Origin of the sequence: Paraburkholderia sp. UCT2 (assembly GCF_014397665.1) — a bacterium.
In the GTDB taxonomy this organism is placed as follows: Bacteria; Pseudomonadota; Gammaproteobacteria; order Burkholderiales; family Burkholderiaceae; genus Paraburkholderia; species Paraburkholderia tuberum.
The window spans coordinates 1-16228 of sequence record NZ_VZQO01000045.1 but is presented as its reverse complement, the minus strand read 5'-3'; the positions used below and the strand labels follow the sequence as shown (position 1 = coordinate 16228).

At 60.2% G+C, this 16228-nt stretch carries 17 protein-coding genes and 4 pseudogenes; 6 read left to right on the top strand and 15 right to left on the bottom strand.

Features of this window, described 5'->3' with window-relative positions:
• Window positions 1-12 precede the first annotated feature (12 nt).
• From gsiC to F6X39_RS28470, 4 genes are read left to right on the top strand one after another with little or no spacing between them, the layout of a single operon-like run.
• Window positions 13-933: a glutathione ABC transporter permease GsiC gene (gsiC, locus tag F6X39_RS28485; RefSeq protein WP_090801536.1), complete on the top strand. Its 921-nt coding sequence runs from the start codon at window positions 13-15 to the stop codon at window positions 931-933.
• 7 nt (window positions 934-940) lie between these two features.
• Window positions 941-1846 carry a glutathione ABC transporter permease GsiD gene (gene gsiD / locus F6X39_RS28480; protein WP_187619032.1) on the top strand — a complete coding sequence of 302 codons (906 nt, stop codon included), beginning with the start codon at window positions 941-943 and terminating at the stop codon, window positions 1844-1846.
• Window positions 1843-2958, top strand: a complete 1116-nt coding sequence (locus F6X39_RS28475; protein ID WP_187619031.1) for a P1 family peptidase — start codon at window positions 1843-1845, stop codon at window positions 2956-2958. Before gsiD ends, F6X39_RS28475 begins: the two co-directional genes overlap by 4 nt.
• Window positions 2955-3788 (top strand): M55 family metallopeptidase, encoded by an 834-nt coding sequence (locus F6X39_RS28470; protein ID WP_187619030.1) that lies wholly within the window; start codon window positions 2955-2957, stop codon window positions 3786-3788. The genes F6X39_RS28475 and F6X39_RS28470 overlap by 4 nt, the downstream gene beginning before the upstream one ends.
• Before the next feature lie 24 nt (window positions 3789-3812).
• On the opposite strand, the gene F6X39_RS28465 is transcribed toward F6X39_RS28470, so the two are convergent.
• Window positions 3813-4706, bottom strand: coding sequence for an alpha/beta fold hydrolase (locus F6X39_RS28465; protein ID WP_187619029.1), 894 nt, complete (start codon window positions 4704-4706; stop codon window positions 3813-3815).
• A gap of 227 nt (window positions 4707-4933) precedes the next feature.
• Here F6X39_RS28465 and F6X39_RS28460 point away from each other — a divergent pair.
• Window positions 4934-5290, top strand: a pseudogene (locus F6X39_RS28460) (amino acid permease); the annotation flags it as partial.
• 156 nt (window positions 5291-5446) lie between these two features.
• Window positions 5447-6709, top strand: coding sequence for a glycosyltransferase family 87 protein (locus tag F6X39_RS28455; RefSeq protein WP_187619028.1), 1263 nt, complete (start codon window positions 5447-5449; stop codon window positions 6707-6709).
• A gap of 343 nt (window positions 6710-7052) precedes the next feature.
• Here the strand turns inward: F6X39_RS28455 and F6X39_RS28450 are convergent, their stop codons facing one another.
• The 14 genes and pseudogenes from F6X39_RS28450 to F6X39_RS37070 all read right to left on the bottom strand — a co-directional run.
• Complete coding sequence (locus F6X39_RS28450; RefSeq protein ID WP_018421036.1) at window positions 7053-7403, bottom strand: VOC family protein; 351 nt, start codon at window positions 7401-7403, stop codon at window positions 7053-7055.
• A gap of 128 nt (window positions 7404-7531) precedes the next feature.
• A complete protein-coding gene (locus F6X39_RS28445; RefSeq protein WP_187619027.1) occupies window positions 7532-8041 on the bottom strand; it encodes a GNAT family N-acetyltransferase in 510 nt (169 codons plus the stop codon).
• A 241-nt stretch (window positions 8042-8282) separates the two neighbouring features.
• A complete protein-coding gene (locus F6X39_RS28440) occupies window positions 8283-8654 on the bottom strand; it encodes a GNAT family N-acetyltransferase (protein WP_262414843.1) in 372 nt (123 codons plus the stop codon).
• A gap of 4 nt (window positions 8655-8658) precedes the next feature.
• Window positions 8659-10007: pseudogene (locus F6X39_RS28435) on the bottom strand (IS4 family transposase).
• Window positions 10008-10142: 135 nt separating this feature from the next.
• Window positions 10143-10292 (bottom strand): annotated as a pseudogene (locus F6X39_RS28430) (phosphinothricin acetyltransferase); the annotation flags it as partial.
• A 100-nt stretch (window positions 10293-10392) separates the two neighbouring features.
• A complete protein-coding gene (locus tag F6X39_RS28425; RefSeq protein ID WP_187619026.1) occupies window positions 10393-10965 on the bottom strand; it encodes a GNAT family N-acetyltransferase in 573 nt (190 codons plus the stop codon).
• A gap of 101 nt (window positions 10966-11066) precedes the next feature.
• Window positions 11067-11477: a nuclear transport factor 2 family protein gene (locus F6X39_RS28420; protein ID WP_187619025.1), complete on the bottom strand. Its 411-nt coding sequence runs from the start codon at window positions 11475-11477 to the stop codon at window positions 11067-11069.
• Between the two features lie 231 nt (window positions 11478-11708).
• Window positions 11709-12170 carry a hypothetical protein gene (locus F6X39_RS28415; RefSeq protein WP_187619024.1) on the bottom strand — a complete coding sequence of 154 codons (462 nt, stop codon included), beginning with the start codon at window positions 12168-12170 and terminating at the stop codon, window positions 11709-11711.
• A gap of 270 nt (window positions 12171-12440) precedes the next feature.
• Window positions 12441-12890 (bottom strand): NUDIX domain-containing protein, encoded by a 450-nt coding sequence (locus F6X39_RS28410; RefSeq protein ID WP_222945342.1) that lies wholly within the window; start codon window positions 12888-12890, stop codon window positions 12441-12443.
• Between the two features lie 205 nt (window positions 12891-13095).
• Window positions 13096-13884, bottom strand: a complete 789-nt coding sequence (gene lpxA, locus F6X39_RS28405; RefSeq protein ID WP_187619023.1) for an acyl-ACP--UDP-N-acetylglucosamine O-acyltransferase — start codon at window positions 13882-13884, stop codon at window positions 13096-13098.
• Window positions 13885-14160: 276 nt separating this feature from the next.
• Complete coding sequence (locus F6X39_RS28400) at window positions 14161-14550, bottom strand: VOC family protein (RefSeq protein WP_187619022.1); 390 nt, start codon at window positions 14548-14550, stop codon at window positions 14161-14163.
• Window positions 14551-14747: 197 nt separating this feature from the next.
• Entirely contained in the window at window positions 14748-15224 is a 477-nt protein-coding gene (locus F6X39_RS28395) for a GNAT family N-acetyltransferase (RefSeq protein WP_187619021.1), read from the bottom strand.
• 132 nt (window positions 15225-15356) lie between these two features.
• Window positions 15357-15890 carry a GNAT family N-acetyltransferase gene (locus F6X39_RS28390; RefSeq protein WP_187619020.1) on the bottom strand — a complete coding sequence of 178 codons (534 nt, stop codon included), beginning with the start codon at window positions 15888-15890 and terminating at the stop codon, window positions 15357-15359.
• Between the two features lie 115 nt (window positions 15891-16005).
• Window positions 16006-16083: pseudogene (locus F6X39_RS37070) on the bottom strand (integrase); the annotation flags it as partial.
• Window positions 16084-16228: the final 145 nt, after the last annotated feature.

Here is a 16228-nt window from a genome sequence, read left to right as displayed (position 1 = left end):
CGGACTGGTTTCATGCTGAACTTCCTCGTCAAACGTCTGCTAGGCCTGCTGCCGACGCTCTTCATCGTCGCCGTGCTGGTGTTCCTGTTCGTGCATCTGCTGCCGGGCGATCCGGCGCGGCTCGCCGCCGGTCCTGAAGCGGACGAGGCGACCGTGGCGCTCGTGCGCTCCGACCTCGGGCTCGACAAGCCGCTGCCGCAGCAGTTCGTCCGTTTCTTCTGGCGGATGGCGCATGGCGACTTCGGCGTTTCGACGCGCAGCAAGCGGCCGGTGAGCCAGGAGATCGCGGAACGCTTCTTCCCGACGTTGTGGCTGACGATCGCGAGCATGGTGTGGGCGGTCGTGATCGGCATGGCGATCGGCATCGCCTCGGCGGTGTGGCGCAACCGCTGGCCGGACCGCCTGGGCATGACGCTCGCGGTGTCGGGCATTTCGTTTCCGGCGTTCGCGCTCGGCATGCTGCTGATGCAGATTTTCTCGGTGCAGCTCGGCTGGCTGCCGATCGTCGGCGACGGTTCGTGGCGCAGCTACGTGCTGCCGTCTCTGACGCTCGGCGCGGCGGTCGCGGCGGTGATGGCGCGCTTCACGCGGGCCTCGTTCGTCGAGGTGCTGCACGAGGACTTCGTGCGCACCGCGCGCGCGAAGGGCGTGCCCGAGCGGCTCGTGATCATCAAGCACTGCCTGCGCAACGCGCTGATTCCCGTCGTCACGATGATGGGGTTGCAGTTCGGCTTTCTGCTCGGCGGCTCGATCGTCGTCGAAGTGGTGTTCAACTGGCCGGGCCTCGGCCGTTTGCTCGTCGATGCGGTGTCGATGCGCGACTATCCGATCATTCAGGCCGAGGTGCTGTTGTTCTCGCTCGAATTCATCATCATCAACCTGATCGTCGACGTGCTGTACGCGGTGATCAACCCGACCATCCGTTTCAAGTGAGGCCCGCATGAGCACCACTGCCACCGGGCCGAATGCGGCCACTCCCGTTGCCTCCGAACGCGCGATCCGCACACCGTGGAACGAGTTCTGGCGCAAGTTCCGCAAGCAGCATGTCGCGCTGGCCGCCGGCGTGTTCGTGCTGCTCCTGATCGTGGTCGCGATCGTCGCGCCGCATATCGTGCGGTACGACCCCGAGAACTTCTTCGACTACGACGCGCTGAACGCGGGGCCGTCGGCCGCGCACTGGTTCGGCGTCGATTCGCTGGGCCGCGATATCTTCAGCCGCATCCTCGTCGGCTCGCGCATTTCGCTCGAGGCAGGCTTTCTGTCCGTTGCGATCGGCGCGGTGATCGGCACGTTCTTCGGTCTGCTTGCCGGTTACTACGAGGGCTGGTGGGATCGCATCACGATGCGCGTGGCCGACGTGCTGTTCGCGTTCCCCGGCATTCTGCTCGCGATCGGCGTGGTCGCGATTCTCGGCAACGGCATGATCAACGTGATCTGCGCCGTGGCGATCTTCAGCATTCCGGCATTCGCGCGGCTCGTGCGCGGCAATACGCTGATGCTCAAGCAGCTCACCTATATCGAAGCGGCGCGCAGCATCGGCGCGTCTGACTGGACGATCATGGCGCGGCACATTCTGCCGGGCACGATTTCATCGGTCATCGTGTACCTGACGATGCGCATCGGCACGTCGATCATCACGGCGGCGAGCCTGTCGTTTCTCGGCTTGGGCGCGCAGCCGCCGACGCCCGAGTGGGGCGCGATGCTCAACGAAGCTCGCGCCGACATGGTGACCGCGCCGCATATCGCGCTGTTTCCGAGCCTCGCTATCTTCCTGACCGTGCTCGCGTTCAATCTGCTCGGCGACGGTCTGCGCGATGCGCTCGATCCGAAGCTGGATCGGCCATGAGCATGAGCAACCATCATTCGGCTGAGCGCGCGCCGCATCTCGGCACGTTGCCGGCCGGAGCGCTCGGCACGATCGCCGACGTGGACGGCGTCAGCGTCGGTCATTGCACGCTTGCCGAAGGCGCGCTGCAAACCGGCGTGACCGTGATCCGGCCGCATCGCGGCGATCCGTTCGTCGACAAGGTGCCGGCCGCCGCGTCGGTGATCAACGGCTTCGGCAAGAGCATCGGGCTCGTGCAGCTCGACGAACTCGGCACGCTGGAGACGCCGATCGCGCTGACCAACACCTTCGGCGTCGGTACGGTCGCGCAGGCACAGATCCGCGCGGCGATTCGCGCGAATCCGCGCATCGGCCGCGAATGGTCGACGGTCAATCCGCTCGTGTTCGAGTGCAACGACGGCTACCTGAACGACATTCAGGCGCTTGCCGTGACCGAACAGCACTTCACCGAAGCATTCGACGCGGCAAGCGCCGATGTCGCGAGCGGTGCGCTCGGCGCGGGGCGCGGCATGTCGTGTTTCGATCTGAAGGGCGGCATCGGCACTGCGTCGCGCGTGTTCAGTGCGGCGGGCCGCGACTACACCGTTGGCGCGCTCGTGCTTGCCAACTTCGGCCGTCTGCCGATGCTGACGATCGACGGCACGCCGCTCGGCCGCATGCTGGCCGAACGCGCGGCCGTCGCTGAGACGGCGAATGCTGCCAGTGCCGCTGCTCACGCGACCCCCGAGCAACCCGAGCAAGGCTCGATCATCATGATCGTCGCGACCGATGCGCCGCTCGACGCGCGCCAGCTGAAACGCCTGTCGTTGCGCGCGGCGGCCGGTCTCGCGCGCACCGGCTCGGTGTACGGCCACGGCAGCGGCGATATCGCGCTGGCGTTTTCGACCGCGTACACGGTGCCGCACGGCGCGGACTTCGTCGCGCTGCCGCCGCTGGTCGCGGATCACTGTATGGACCCGCTGTTTCGCGCCTGCGCCGACAGCGTCGAGCAGGCGATCGTCGATGCATTGTGGAGCGCCGAGACCGTCACCGGTCGCGACGGTCATCGGCGGCTGTCGCTGCGCGACAGCGTGCCGGACCTTGCCCACCTGCTGAGGAATTCCGCGCGATGAAAGTCCTGATCTCCACCGACATCGAAGGCATCGCCGGCGTGTTCCATGCCGAGCAGACGCGCGCGGGCAACGGCGAATACGAAGCCGCGCGACGCTGGATGACGCTCGAAGCCAACGCGGCCGTCGAAGGCGCGTTCGCGGGCGGCGCGACCGACGTGTGGGTCAATGATTCGCACGGCGGCTTTCGCAACCTGCTGCCCGATCTGCTCGATCCGCGCGCCCAGCTCGTGCTCGGCAAGCCACGCACGCTGGGCATGATGGCCGGGCTCGAATACGGTGCGGCGCTGGTCTTCATGCTCGGCTATCACGCGAAGGCGCAAACGCGCGGCATCCTCGCGCACACAATCAACAGCTTCGCGTTCGCGCGCGTGGCGTTCAACGGCGTGGAGCTGGGCGAAGCGGGGCTGTACGGTGCGCTCGCCGAAGAATATGGCGCGCGTGTGGTGCTTTTATCGGGTGACGACGTGTTCGCCGAGGAAACCGCGCCGCGTTTTCCCGGCGCGCGTTTCGTCGTCACGAAGACCGCAACCGGGCAAGCAAGCGGCGTCACGCGGTCGCCCGCGAGCGTGCGCGAGGCGCTGCGGGCCGCGGCGCGCGACGTGGTCCGTCAGCATGTCGAAGCGGGCCGCGCGCCTGCCGCGACGCGCGCGGAGCCGCGAACGATCGAGTGCGAACTGCGCGTGCAAACGAGCGGGCTCGCCGATCTGTTCTGCCAATGGCCGACGCTTACGCGCGTCGATGGCGTGACGTTGCGCTTCAGTGCGGCGTCGGCCGAGCATGCGGTGCGGATGCTGAACTGTCTGTCGGCGATGTCGTTCATGCTGCGCTGAGCCGCGCGGCGTCGAGCCGCCGGCTTACTGCTGCTGCCGACTCAACTCGCGCGCCGCGTGATCGATCGCCTCCGCCACCGCCCCGGCGTGCGACACCGGCGCGAGATGGCTCGACGCGACCGGCACCACCTTCGCGCCGATGCGCGCGGCGATCATTCTCTGCAGATCGGGCGACACCGCGTGGTCTTTCGTCGTCAGCACGTACCACGACGGTTTGTCCTTCCAGCCGACCTGATCGACCGGTTCGTCGAATGCGCTCGCGGCGATCGGCACCTGCGCGGCGGCGAGCACGCGTGTGACGGTCTCGGGCACGTCGGCGGCGAGATCGGCGTGATAGCGCGCGCGGTCGATCCACAAAAACCCGCTCGCGTCCTTGCTGATGCTCTGGCCGGCCGGCATCGGCCCGCCGGCCTTCATCACGTCCATCGCCGATTCGTGCAGTTGCGGCGCAAGCGCGGCGACATACACGAGCCCGGCGACGTTCGGCGCATTCGCGGCGACCTCGGTGATCACGACGCCGCCCCACGAGTGCCCGACCAGCAGCACCGGACCGTTCTCGCGATCGAGCACGCGGCGGGTCGCGGCGACGTCGTCGGCGAGCGAGGTCAGCGGGTTCTGCACGGAGCTCACGTGATAACCCTTTTGCTGCAGCTTCGCCACCACGCCGTTCCAGCTCGATCCGTCGACGAACGCGCCATGCACGAGCACGATGTTGCGCACCGGGCCGCCGAGCGCGGCGGCAGGCGGCTTGCTGGCAGTAGCGGGGGCAGGCGCTGGCGCAGGCTGGCCGCTTGCCTGCGACGCGGCGTCATCGGCCGTTTGCTGGGCGGCGGGCACCGTCTGCGCGAGCGCGGACGGACTGACGCCCGCGAAACAGAGGTACAACACGGCGGCGCAAAGCAGACGTTTGGGCAACATATTGAAGCTCCGCGGCGTGAAGAGTGGACTTCGGCAACATACCCGGGCGCCATCCCCGTGACAATTACAATCCGCGCGCTTAAGTGCGGCGCAGAACGAAGCGGGCGGCTCCGAATGTCAGAGGAATATCGGTCGGGGTAAAACTAGCGGTTTTGCCAGACCGGACCGTACGGTCCAGCCGTGCAATCTGCCACAGCGCTGCCTTCGACAGCGTTCTACACCCAGCGGCGACACGCGGCAGCCCGTTCGTGATGATCTTCTCGCAGATGGGTTCATCGCTGACCGCCAACGTGCTGAACGTGGTCGTGCTGACCGCGGCGCTGTCGGTGTACAACAGCGGCGTCTACGCGAATAGCCGCATGCTGTACGGCCTCGCCGAACAGGGCAACGCGCCGCGCGCGCTGCTGAAGCTCGACCGGCGAGGCGTGCCGTATCTGGCGATCGGTCTGTCGGCGCTCGCGACGTTCGCGACGTTCGCGACGTTCGCGACGTTCGCGACGTTCGCGACGTTCGCGCGCCGAAGTTCCCGACATAGGTCGGTCTCGTGTGGGCGAGCGCACAGATCGATTTTTGCGAATCGGTAATCTCTGTCCGATCGTCCGGCACGAAACCGGCATGGCTGGCCATGCCGGCCATCCCCGGATCGTACCGGCGACATGGTCTGCTGGTACGCCCCCGCTAGCGCGGGTCTCATGGGCGCAGCAACTCCCACGTTGATTGACGTACCGCGGAGAGACACCATGTTCAACGCAGGCGCCGTACGGACCAGGTCGAACTTCGGCGCGGGTGCCGCGCTCCTTTTGCTGATTGCGGTAGCCTGCCTCGCGCTGCGTATCCTGCACGTCGTCGCGAAGTTTCGTGGCAATGTCCCTGACGCCTTCGGCGATTTCAATTTCTACCTGTACGCCTTCAACGTCGTGCTGCATGACCCGGCGCGCCTGTACGATCACGACGCGCTCATCGCGTTTTTGCAGGGCATCGGCGCGCGCTCGACTGGCGACGACATCTTCTACGCCTACCCGCCGCAGTTCGCGCTGGTGTTTGCGCCGCTCGCGCTGCTGACGCCGCTCGCCGCGAAAATCGTCTGGGTGAGTGCGTCGATCGTGTTGTTCTCGGTGGCTTTGTATCTCGTCGTCACGATGGCGTACCGCGGCCCGGAGCGCAGCGTGAACCTGCTGCTGGTGGCGGTCGCGCTGCTGAGCTTTCCGCTCGTCGAAGATACCTACGACGGCCAATCGAACGAACTGCTGTTCTTCCTGTTGATTGCGACTTTCGCGCTGATCGAGCGTGGCAAAGGTTATGCCGCTGGACTCTTTCTTGGCTTTGCGATCGCGATCAAGCTCACGCCCCTGGCCGTCGCCGGCCTGCTGTTGTTGCGTCGCGAATGGCGGACGTTCGTGATGGCGAGCGTCGTTGCGATTGCGTTGACGTTGATCACCGGAGCGCGCCTCGGCTTCGACGTTTTGTGGCACTACTTCGTGTCGGACATGCCGCGCCTGAACGGCATGGCACTGGCGATGAGCGGTGGCGGCGCGCCGATGAACAATGCCGTGAGGGGCGCGCTGCAGACGCTATCGGCGACGGTCGGCATGCCGGTGTCCGGTACGTTGCTGTCGATTGCTTCGCATGCGTTGGTGCTGGCTGCTTGCCTGCTGTCCGCGTATCTGGTGTTTCGCCGCCATCGGGACAGCCGCATCGACTACGCGCTCGCTTCGATGACGATGCTCGTGGCTTATCCGATCCTCGAGCCGATCCACATGGTGCTCGCGTTGATCCCGTTGCTGATTTTGCTGGGGACCGCCTTCGAAGCGCGCGGCGGGCAGCTGTCGGCGCTCGGTCCGAGACTGGAGATGCTGCTGGCCGCGATCGTCGTAGTCTTGCTGTTCTTTGCGGCGCGATTCGTCTCCTACACGGTCGCGGCGCTGATCATTTACGGGCTCTGTGTCGCAAGGTACTTTCCACCGTCGGTGAGGCGGCGAGGGCGTGCTTGCCAGCCTGGATGAATGATCCCGGTGTGGCTAAAGGGTTGGGTTTTTGATGGGAGATGCGACTGGCGATGTCTTCCGGACGATTGGGAATCGGGAGGAATGTTTGATGGCAGGGCCGGAATGAAAAAATTCCCGCTATCGCTTTGCTTGAGCGGGTTTGAGGAATTTTGCCGGTACGGATACCACCAAAAATGCCACCGGGCGTGCGTATTTGCCAGAATGAGCGAGCGAAAGCTTATCGGCGAACCGGGCATATTGCAGTCGGCAGAGTTCGACCCACAACAGCCCGCTGACGCCCTTAGGAACGGACACTCGCGACGGGCAACGCGGGCCTAGATTTTCGGGGTAGAACAACCGATTAGTCGTGACATGCGCAAAGTTCGAACTCATGGCCATCAGGGCTAACCAACACAATGCTCTTCATGGCTTCATTGTTTAGCCCGTCGAGAGCGACTGTTGCCCCAAAAGCCTTGGCGCGATCCAGAAATATATGCAAGGCGGATACGTCAAATTCGAACACAGGAACGCATCCGCTCCCGACGAACTCATCGCCAAAATCATTTAGCAGCAACCCGAAGCGGACTTCACCGAGCGAGAATTCGGTCCACTTATCCGACCTGCGGTTCGGCGCGCGTTCCAACAGGTTTTCCCAGAAAGCAGAACTGCGCTCCATGTCCGACACTTTCAAATAGGTGGTTCTAATCCGCATTGAATGCTCCAAGAACGTTTTCGGAAAGACGCAACAGATAATAGAGGTTTCAAAAGTTTCAGGTGAGCAATTAATTGTCCACGATCTATGCACGAATATAGATTGACCGTTCGTGGCCGAGCATCGCCTCATGCGACTGGCATATCCCCAGCAATAGGCAGTTGCTTTCCCATCTCGAACGCACGAAGCTCGTAGCCAAGTTCCTGATACAAATCGACCGCCTGTTCATTAAACGCCCAAACGGTCAGCCTCATGTCGTTGGCACCGTTTTTTCGTGCCCACTCTTCAGCAAGTTTCATCAGCGTGCTCCCGACGCCGCGTCCCCGCAGTCGTTCCAAAACAGCGACTGAGCCAATGCGGCCAACGGTCAACGGTTGCAACAGTGGACTTGTCGGCTGCATCACTTGAACGGTGATGAAGCCGACCGCCGTGCTGCCATGCTCGGCGAGAAACATGGCTCGATCTTCTCCCTGAAGGCTAGATAGCCAGTGCGGCTTGTCTCGAGCGAACTCTTCAGTGGCGTTTGCATAGACGTCAGGACGTGCCTGATGGTGGATCGCGTTCAAAATTTGACCCAACTCGCAAATTTTCAAAATGTCGTCCACGGTTGCGCGGCGATAGCTTATCGAGTCGGTCATCTTCAGCTCTTGATGGTAGGGAAATAAAAAAAGGCGCCTTAAGCGCCTTGGTCGTTTGCACATGGAATGGACCGTGAGGTCGAATTCCTTGCTATGGACGTAACGAACCACGGCGCAGCGGATAGCGACCGTGATGATGGTGGTGAGCCTTGCTCGGGACGTTACGAAGTTCCATGCTGTCAATATTGGCACAAAAACAATTTCTGCGTGAGCAGATTATTTTTTTGAGTGGCGGTTGTGTCTAACCGGGCATATCGGCCAGCAACGCCCATCGCTCGTGGTCGCGCCATTCGCCATTTATGCGGAGATAGCGAGGAGAAAAACCTTCCTGTTTAAAACCCAACCGCCGCACAAGTGCGATCGACGCAATATTCCCTGGTTGAATATTTGCCTCCACCCGATGCAATCCAAGTTCGCTGAAAGCATAGATCACAGCTGCCCGTACCGCGTCCGTCATCAACCCTGCCCGGGCGAAGTTCGACATTCCGTAATACCCGAGATAGGCGCTGCGAAAAGCGCCCATTACTATTTCGTTAATGTTCACCACACCGACAATTTGAATCGATGCCACTTCACGCGCAATGAGGCCGACGTTCGACCCGGTGAGACCCATCGGCTTATACACAATTTCCAGCGTGACCGCCGACACGTAACTTCTGCAATGTCCTGGCAGCGATATGAACCTCTTTGAGTCCCAGCCAGATAGCTTTCGCGCCGGGTTCGCCATCGCCCTTGCGGCCGAGGAATCCGCCCAGGCGCGCGATCAAGCGCAGCACCTCGTTGAGCTTGGGCTTGGCCGGCTGCTTGACGTCGGTCAGCAAATACGCGCCGCGAATTTCATCGACATCGAAGAACAGTTCGGCATCCAGATCGGGGCAACTGCGGCCCATGTGCATCAGATGGACGATTCGCCAGGCCACGACCAGAAACAGCGCCAGCGCGCGTTCGAGCCGTTCGATCGCGCCCAGTTGCAGCGCCTCGACCCGGCAACCGTTCTTCAGCACGTTGAACAGGATCTCGATTTCCCAGCGCGCCCGATACCAGTCGATCAGTTCAATCGCTTCCTGCAGCGTCGTGGCTTCGCGGTTGGTCAGCAAGCGCCATTCGATCGGCTTGACGCCGTCTGGTGCATCAAACTCACGCGCCACCAGACACGTGGCCGCTACGCTTTGACCAACGCCTGCCGGCAGTTCGATGTGCCGCAACCATACGTGCTGGCGCACCTGGCGCGCCTTCACGCCGTGACGTGACGCGAGCCCATCGTGAAGGCAATCTCGCCGAGCGGTGCGCCTTCTGTCGTCGCCGTCCAAAGCTTGGCGCCCTCGGGCAGCGCGCGGTCGTGGGTCGAGCGAATCAGCCAATCCGCCGGCGTGCCCAACTCCTGCGCCCGCACCATCAGCGCGAGCATGTCTGCCTCGCGATCAGCGACGTACACCAGTCGCGTGTGCGGCAGGCTCGATGCCGTTTCCGCTACCCGCTCGTAACCCTCGATCCAGCGCAGGCTTTCCTTGAGCCCGCCGCGCTTGCCCTGCGCGTCCTTGGGCTCACGCGCCCACATCCACGCGTCGAGTACACCCAGCGGCACCCGCTCAGGCGTCACCGCATAGGTCGGATGCAAATACATTCCGCGCTGCATCTCGTAAGACAGTGGCCCAAGGCCCGCGGCCTGCCGGCCGTTGAAATCCGGTTCCGTGGTGTCCTGCAGGCACAACACGACCGACTGGGCGGCCATTCGTTGCTCGGTCTGCCGCCAGTGCGGCTCCAGAATCGCACTCCACTGGACCTCGCCGTTGTCGAAGAAGCGGTACGCCGCCATCGTCTCGCCCCAGCCCCGACACGCCTGCGGCACGCCAGCCGTCGGCTTGGCCGCCAATCGTTCCATCAATGTCCTTGCTCGCTTGTTCAGGCGCGCGTCGCCAAGGTCGAGGTCAGCAAATTCGGTTTCCGTCCAGCACGGTGCTTCCAGGGCCAAGGCGTTCACGCAAAAAGCAAGAGTAAACGCGACGCGCCGAAAGTTTACAAGCCCCGGTCGATCTCATTGCTCGACGACGGTTTGTTCCGGCCTACGGTTGCGGAGGGCAGACTTGTGTATAAGACGATGGGTGAGACCACCTGAAAACCAGTTATCGAAGCCCGTCTGATCGGTAAAGGATGTGACCCAAGGCAGGTGATAGTCCTGACTTGCTGAGTTTGCGGCGATCAAATCGGCGGCGTCGGCACGGATCACTCGGCTTAGCTGAATGCCACTCATGATGCTCCATCGTATAGGCGTGTGCAGAGCTTGAATTGTCGCCGATCCAACAGAGATGGATCAATCTCCAGAGTTGGCCGAACAGGGTCCGACAGGTTTCTCAGTCGTCTAGCTCAATGCGATAACGAAGAGTTTCCGCGAATCCATAGGCGGCGGTCTTTTTGAACCGGTCAGTCAGGACACCACTGCATGCTGCGATCACCCGCTGTGAGGCTATATTTTCAGGATCAACCGTTAGTTCCACGTAGGGCAAGCCCTGCAGCCTCGCTTCGCCAAGCATCAAATTGAGCGCCTGCTTGGCGTAGCCGTTGCCTCGCTTCCACGGCACGACTGAGAAGCCGATATGTCCGAGCACATACGGCGGCAATTCGGCAGATCCAGCCTGCCAACGAAATCCGATCGCACCGCTAACATCGCCGTCCCAAATCCATCGGATGATGCTTGGAAGACGGGCAACGGTCGAGCCATCGGGCAAAGGAATCGGGCCGCCTGATGCGGTCGGATCATCCAGCCCGTCGACGAATGCCTCTGCGTTCAACTCGATAGCATTCAACTGTTCGCGCGCAGCGACCTCCTTACGAACATTGTCAGGTGACCATCCCGCCTCAAGGGCCGAAACGTAGCTTGCCAGCAACGCAGTCGTAGGCCTCAAGAGTTCGATCTCAGTTGTCATTTTCTTCGCCTCAGGAGGAATGATTGACAACAGTTTAAGCGGCGTCGTCGAGTGTCTCAAAGTGGCCGGGCTGTGCCGGTGATCTAGCCACGAGACACCAGTCAATATGGGCTCTCCTCGTCGATGAGCTCAACAAGATGCGCTCTATTGACGGGCGCAGCATAAGGCTCGGGCCAGTATTCGACAATCTTAGTTATCTTCCCGGCTTCGGCTGAGAAAAACGATATGGCTCGCGCCGTCAACGCACCGTCGGTAACGGTCACATCGGATACTGCTTCATGACCGGTGTTGGCGACGACTCGGTTCACCGTAAAGCGCCAAGGCCCTTCTGCCGGATACTCCGAGTTCATTTGCGCAAACCGCGCCGCGCCTCTGATGCGTTCGTTCGACTGGGGCCATTCGAGGATGAATTGCTCACTTAGCACTGACTCGACTGACGCGAAGTCGTTTGAGCCCATGAGTGTCCAAAATTCGTGGACGAGCGTCGAGATATCAGTAACAGTTGCTGTCATAGCTCTTCTGCGTCAGTCTGAATTAAGAGAATTTCGAAGGCTGATTGAAAATCATCTAGCGGACCTCCTGCCGCCGAACCCGGTCCGATAGCTGAATTGAGAACCGCTTGCCGGCCCGCAGCGGATGATCGTCGCAAGTCGGCCCCACAAGATACAGTCACTTTTCCCCGAAGCGGTCACTCGGAATCATCGTCTTCGTGTTCGTGAATTTTACCGAGCCGACGCTTCCGCTCATGGGATTTGGGACGTCAAGCCGCAAATGGTCGTATCGTCGTGTCTCAACGTCATGCCAGGTTCGAGTTTCAGCGAAGGTGCCGTGGAGACATTTGTCGTCAACTGGATGCGGTCGTCCAGCGAGCCCCACGTGTATTGCACTTCCTTCAGCGCGATATCTGTGAACGAGCGTATCGTCTGGTCACGGGCTGATATCGCTGGAGTTCCGTGCAACTTCATAAGCTCGGATAACGTATTGATGAAGTTCGCGGGAGTAAACGATTCAATTTTTGTGACTGCAGCGAGACGGCCATCGCAGAAGTTGAGGTGAAAAATTTCATATGTTCCGGTGTTTGATTGATATCGATTGATCACCGTGAAACCTTCCAACTGCTGCATCGTCTCGCCCCGTGCGCTCGCGCTACGTTCGATCGTGGATTTGTTCTCGCCGCTGACGAAGTCCCATGTATCAAATGCCATGCTCCTCGTCGCGACGATCAACGAGATAATCGGCACCCAAAATATGATTCTCATGTCGTGTGGTCTACAGATACCGCTGTTGTTTTTGGGATCAATTTGCGTTGCCTTCAACCTGTGCGACTTTTATCAGGCCAAGCGACTGAGGCAGACGGGTCATTGGTACACTTCTGTTCGAGATTCATGCCGATGGTCGACGATTCGTGCGGCCTGTCCAAAGACCGTTGTTGGCCGGCCGCTGCCGATCACGCGTAGCTGGCTTGTCATCAGCTTTTAGAACTTGCGGAACAAATCGTCGATCGAATACGGTAATGCCAGTTCGGGTATTTCGTGCCTTTTAAAATACCGGGTGGACTTGGTTTCGGTGTCGGTAGGAATTCCGGAACCGCCAGTGATCTTGCACTGAAACAACGTCGCAACGTATTCAACCTGATCGCCATTGGGATACGTGTACCGGAATGCTCGGCCGCCGAAGACGCCAAGAATGCCATGAATGCGGATGGCGTATCCGGTCTCTTCCATCACCTCCCGGGCAATTGCTTCTTGGGGGCTTTCACCCAGTTCGATTCCCCCAGCTGGCAAACTCCAAGCCTCATCCGAAGATTTCTCTTGCAAGAGAAGTCTGCCCTCGTGATCGTGAATCACCGCCCCAACCGACGGGCTCAGTATCAAACCATTCCCGACCTTCTGTCTTAACCAACCGATGTAGCTTTCGTCATTCAAACTGCCCCCCGCATAGGAAAGTCGAACCGTTGAGATAGAAAACCGAACCTCGGCATCGGAGGCGATTGTCGCGGATCTGAACGGCCTTGTCGAACGGCCGAAAGTGGCCCGACTGCCGTCGCATGCAAAACAGGTACGCGACCCGTCAACCTGTCGATTGTTCCAGAATCAGCCGTTGGGGCGGTGCGGATAGCCCGACCCGTCCTCACCGAATTAAACCGCGAGTCGAGCGATCAAGGAATTCGTAAAAAGGCTTAACCTCGGCATGGGCTGTTGCAATCTCAGCGATCTCCGGCTTTGCTTCGTCAAGCGTCTTCCCGCTCCTGTAGAGCAGCTTGTAGGCATTTCGGATGGCTAGTATCGCCTCGTTGCTGAAGCCACGGCGCTGTAGCCCGGTGGTGTTCACTCCGACTGGTGAGGCGTGGTTGCCTTGGGCAATTACAAACGGCGGCACATCTTGCGCGACACCAGAACAGCCTCCCACCATAACGTGCGCGCCGATGACGCAGAATTGATGGACTGCGCACATGCCGCCGATGATCACGTGATCATCCACGATAACGTGACCGCCTAGCGTTGCATTGTTTGCCAGAATGCAATGGTCGCCAACGATGCAATCGTGGGCAACGTGGGCGTTGACCGTCAGAAGGTTGTCGTTTCCAACCTTTGTGATACCGCCTCCTTGGACCGTGCCGCGATGGATCGTGACACTCTCCCGGATTCTGTTGCGATCGCCCACTTCCACGACGGTCGGCTCTCCGGCGTACTTCAAATCCTGATTGCCTTCTCCGATCGTGGCGAAAGGGTAGATTGCGTTGTCTCGACCAATGCGCGTGTGCCCACTTACGACAACGTGCGACTTTAGTACGGTGCCCTCGCCAATCTCGACGTCACCGCCTATGCAGCAATAGGGACCAATGCGAACGCGAGCCCCGATGATGGCACCTTCTTCAACAACTGCACTCGGGTGGATGACAGCCGTTTCGTCAATCACAAACGTAGCCTCTCAGGAATGTCAGCATTGGACTTTAGCTTAAATAAAATGCCTGGGCAGCAAGCCGTGGTTCGCTTTCCGGGCTGGTTAAGTAAGTCTTCAATTTCGCTCGGCGCATAGCTTTCAATTTGCTATCGACAACTGAAGCCAGCAGAGATTGTTGACGATCGTGGCCCATGTCCCGACCGTCCGAAATTGGCCGGAGTTCGCCTCTCACGCGGCCGTGCGACTTGCTGCAAAGCGATCGAGCCGGCATCCAAATGCACTACGCATGCATCATGAGGGCCACGCCGAGTTTTGCAAAACGATTCGGTAGCCGTCATGATCCTCAAATGTTTTACCTGACACGTCCCAATAAGGATTGAGCGACGCCACGCAAACAAATCCGCTCTCGGCGAGACGATCGCAAGTCGACTGCCACTCAACTCGATCCGGGGCGTAAAACACCAGCAAATCCTCACGTGTTGGTGTTGGCGCTACCGGATGTTCACGGCACTGTGTGAACTCGAAGTGATAGTCCATGCCGGAACGTCCGAGCATCAACCCGTCGAACCCCTGATGGTCTTGAAATTTCGCCAGCACAACGAGGCTGAGCGCTGCGCAATACATGCTTTCTGCCCGTGTAAGGTCGCTGACAGGTCTGGCTATTCTGAGATGTGCTTGCATCGGGTTTTGTTATCGGGATCGTTGGCCAAGAGTGTCGGAACATCGATCCTCAAGGATACGTCAAACGAAAATTGTCGCCGCCTTTCCGCCTTTCCGCCTTTCCGCCTTTCCGCCTTTCCGCCTGACCGATTGGGGCCGAAGCGAGTTCCTGCGCTGAGCTCGGTCAGAGACAGCAAACACCGTTTGCAGGTCGCGCTTCATATAGCGAACCCACCCGATTCTTCCTTGTCCCGGGTTCCCAGATCCACCCAGCCGGCTTTTGCATACGAACGGCGCCCGGTCTCATTCTCTTCGTCGACGGAAAGCATAATGGACTTGGTGTCGGCCCAGTGGGTCAAAAGCCATTCCGGCAGACGCTGGAGCGCAGCCGTTCCGATTCCTAGACCTTGGAAGCGTAAGTCGATACGTAGGGCCGAAATGACGGCGGCTCCCGTTGAAGCCCAACTGGGGGCGGCGCTTCGCCTCTTCAGAACGAGAAAACCTACAATTACTTCCATGTGGAAGATAGCCGCGCCTTGGATTTCGCCAGTCAGATCGGACATGCAAGCCTCGACTGCGCGGTGAGTTGGCCCAGCATACTCAATCTGTTGATCGGAAATCTTCAAATTCTCAACGTCGATTTTCTGGGCCGGGCTTAACGCCTCCCATCGGACGATGCGGATCACATGAGTCATTGCTTTTTCCAACCAGGCGAACGCGGGAAAGGGTATCTGGGTAATCGGCCACATTCTACTTTGTCGACGATTCAGTATTCGCCGACGACCGTCCGTTCATGGCGACGGAAGCCAGTCCACAGGCAGAATCGCCTATACCTCGCTTGCGACTGGCTGGCGAGGAATTCTGTAAACCACAGACTTGTACTTTGGCGTCGCGCGGCTTTCCACAATGACGCCGCCTAGCGATTCGGCGATGCGCCGGCTGGGACGGTTCTCTTCGGCAACCGGATAGGTAAAGCTTTCACAACCAATGGTTCGCGTTGCCCAGTGTGCAACAAGGGTCACAGCTTCACAGCCAAACCCATTTCGATGACGATCTTCACGAATCCAGATACCGAGTTCCGGGCTCTCGGTGCGGACGCGGTGAAGCCCGGCTAACCCAAGGAAACTCCCGTCGGCGCGTTGACGTATCGCGAACACATAGTCTGACCCATCGTCAATCGACGGTACCCAGGACCGCCAAACACGATCAAAATCCTGCCGGGATGCAGGCGGCTCCCACGCCATGTGACGGGTGAGCGAAGGGGTGATGAACGAGAACGCAGCATCCGCGTCGTTGGCCGAGAACGGTTTGATCAAGAGCCGGGTTGATTCAATCTGGATTTCTGTCGGCCGCAGCATCATCTCAAGTCTTCCGTCGAGGTTTGTCTATATTCACCGATTGTCGACGAATCAGAAACCTGTGTCGAATGTCTCATCCTGACCGGACAGCGTCCGATTGCCGTCCGGCGATCACCACTCAGACTTCCGTCTGTTCGGCCATGTCAAGCGCGTGGTCAACCTCGATGCCAAGATATCTGACGGTACTTTCCAGCCTATTGACTGCAGTCAATAGGCTGGACTATCTCCCGTGCGGAACTATGTCCCGTGACGCACGAGACTGACGGGACGACATCAGCCGGCCGTGCGCAGCGGGACATAGGCATGGCCTACAGGCCCTTCAAGAACGCCAGCAATCGGTC

Coding starts and splice junctions, on each gene's coding strand:
- F6X39_RS28465 (WP_187619029.1), bottom strand. CDS start 4,706: ATGTTGCCCAAACGTCTGCTTTGCGCCGCCGTGTTGTACCTCTGTTTC.
- F6X39_RS28455 (WP_187619028.1), top strand. CDS start 5,447: ATGTTCAACGCAGGCGCCGTACGGACCAGGTCGAACTTCGGCGCGGGT.
- F6X39_RS28400 (WP_187619022.1), bottom strand. CDS start 14,550: ATGCAAGCACATCTCAGAATAGCCAGACCTGTCAGCGACCTTACACGG.
- F6X39_RS28425 (WP_187619026.1), bottom strand. CDS start 10,965: ATGACAACTGAGATCGAACTCTTGAGGCCTACGACTGCGTTGCTGGCA.
- F6X39_RS28445 (WP_187619027.1), bottom strand. CDS start 8,041: ATGACCGACTCGATAAGCTATCGCCGCGCAACCGTGGACGACATTTTG.
- F6X39_RS28470 (WP_187619030.1), top strand. CDS start 2,955: ATGAAAGTCCTGATCTCCACCGACATCGAAGGCATCGCCGGCGTGTTC.
- F6X39_RS28390 (WP_187619020.1), bottom strand. CDS start 15,890: ATGATGCTGCGGCCGACAGAAATCCAGATTGAATCAACCCGGCTCTTG.
- F6X39_RS28420 (WP_187619025.1), bottom strand. CDS start 11,477: ATGACAGCAACTGTTACTGATATCTCGACGCTCGTCCACGAATTTTGG.
- gsiC (WP_090801536.1), top strand. CDS start 13: ATGCTGAACTTCCTCGTCAAACGTCTGCTAGGCCTGCTGCCGACGCTC.
- gsiD (WP_187619032.1), top strand. CDS start 941: ATGAGCACCACTGCCACCGGGCCGAATGCGGCCACTCCCGTTGCCTCC.
- F6X39_RS28395 (WP_187619021.1), bottom strand. CDS start 15,224: ATGACTCATGTGATCCGCATCGTCCGATGGGAGGCGTTAAGCCCGGCC.
- F6X39_RS28415 (WP_187619024.1), bottom strand. CDS start 12,170: ATGGCATTTGATACATGGGACTTCGTCAGCGGCGAGAACAAATCCACG.
- F6X39_RS28450 (WP_018421036.1), bottom strand. CDS start 7,403: ATGCGGATTAGAACCACCTATTTGAAAGTGTCGGACATGGAGCGCAGT.
- F6X39_RS28440 (WP_262414843.1), bottom strand. CDS start 8,654: ATGGGTCTCACCGGGTCGAACGTCGGCCTCATTGCGCGTGAAGTGGCA.
- F6X39_RS28475 (WP_187619031.1), top strand. CDS start 1,843: ATGAGCATGAGCAACCATCATTCGGCTGAGCGCGCGCCGCATCTCGGC.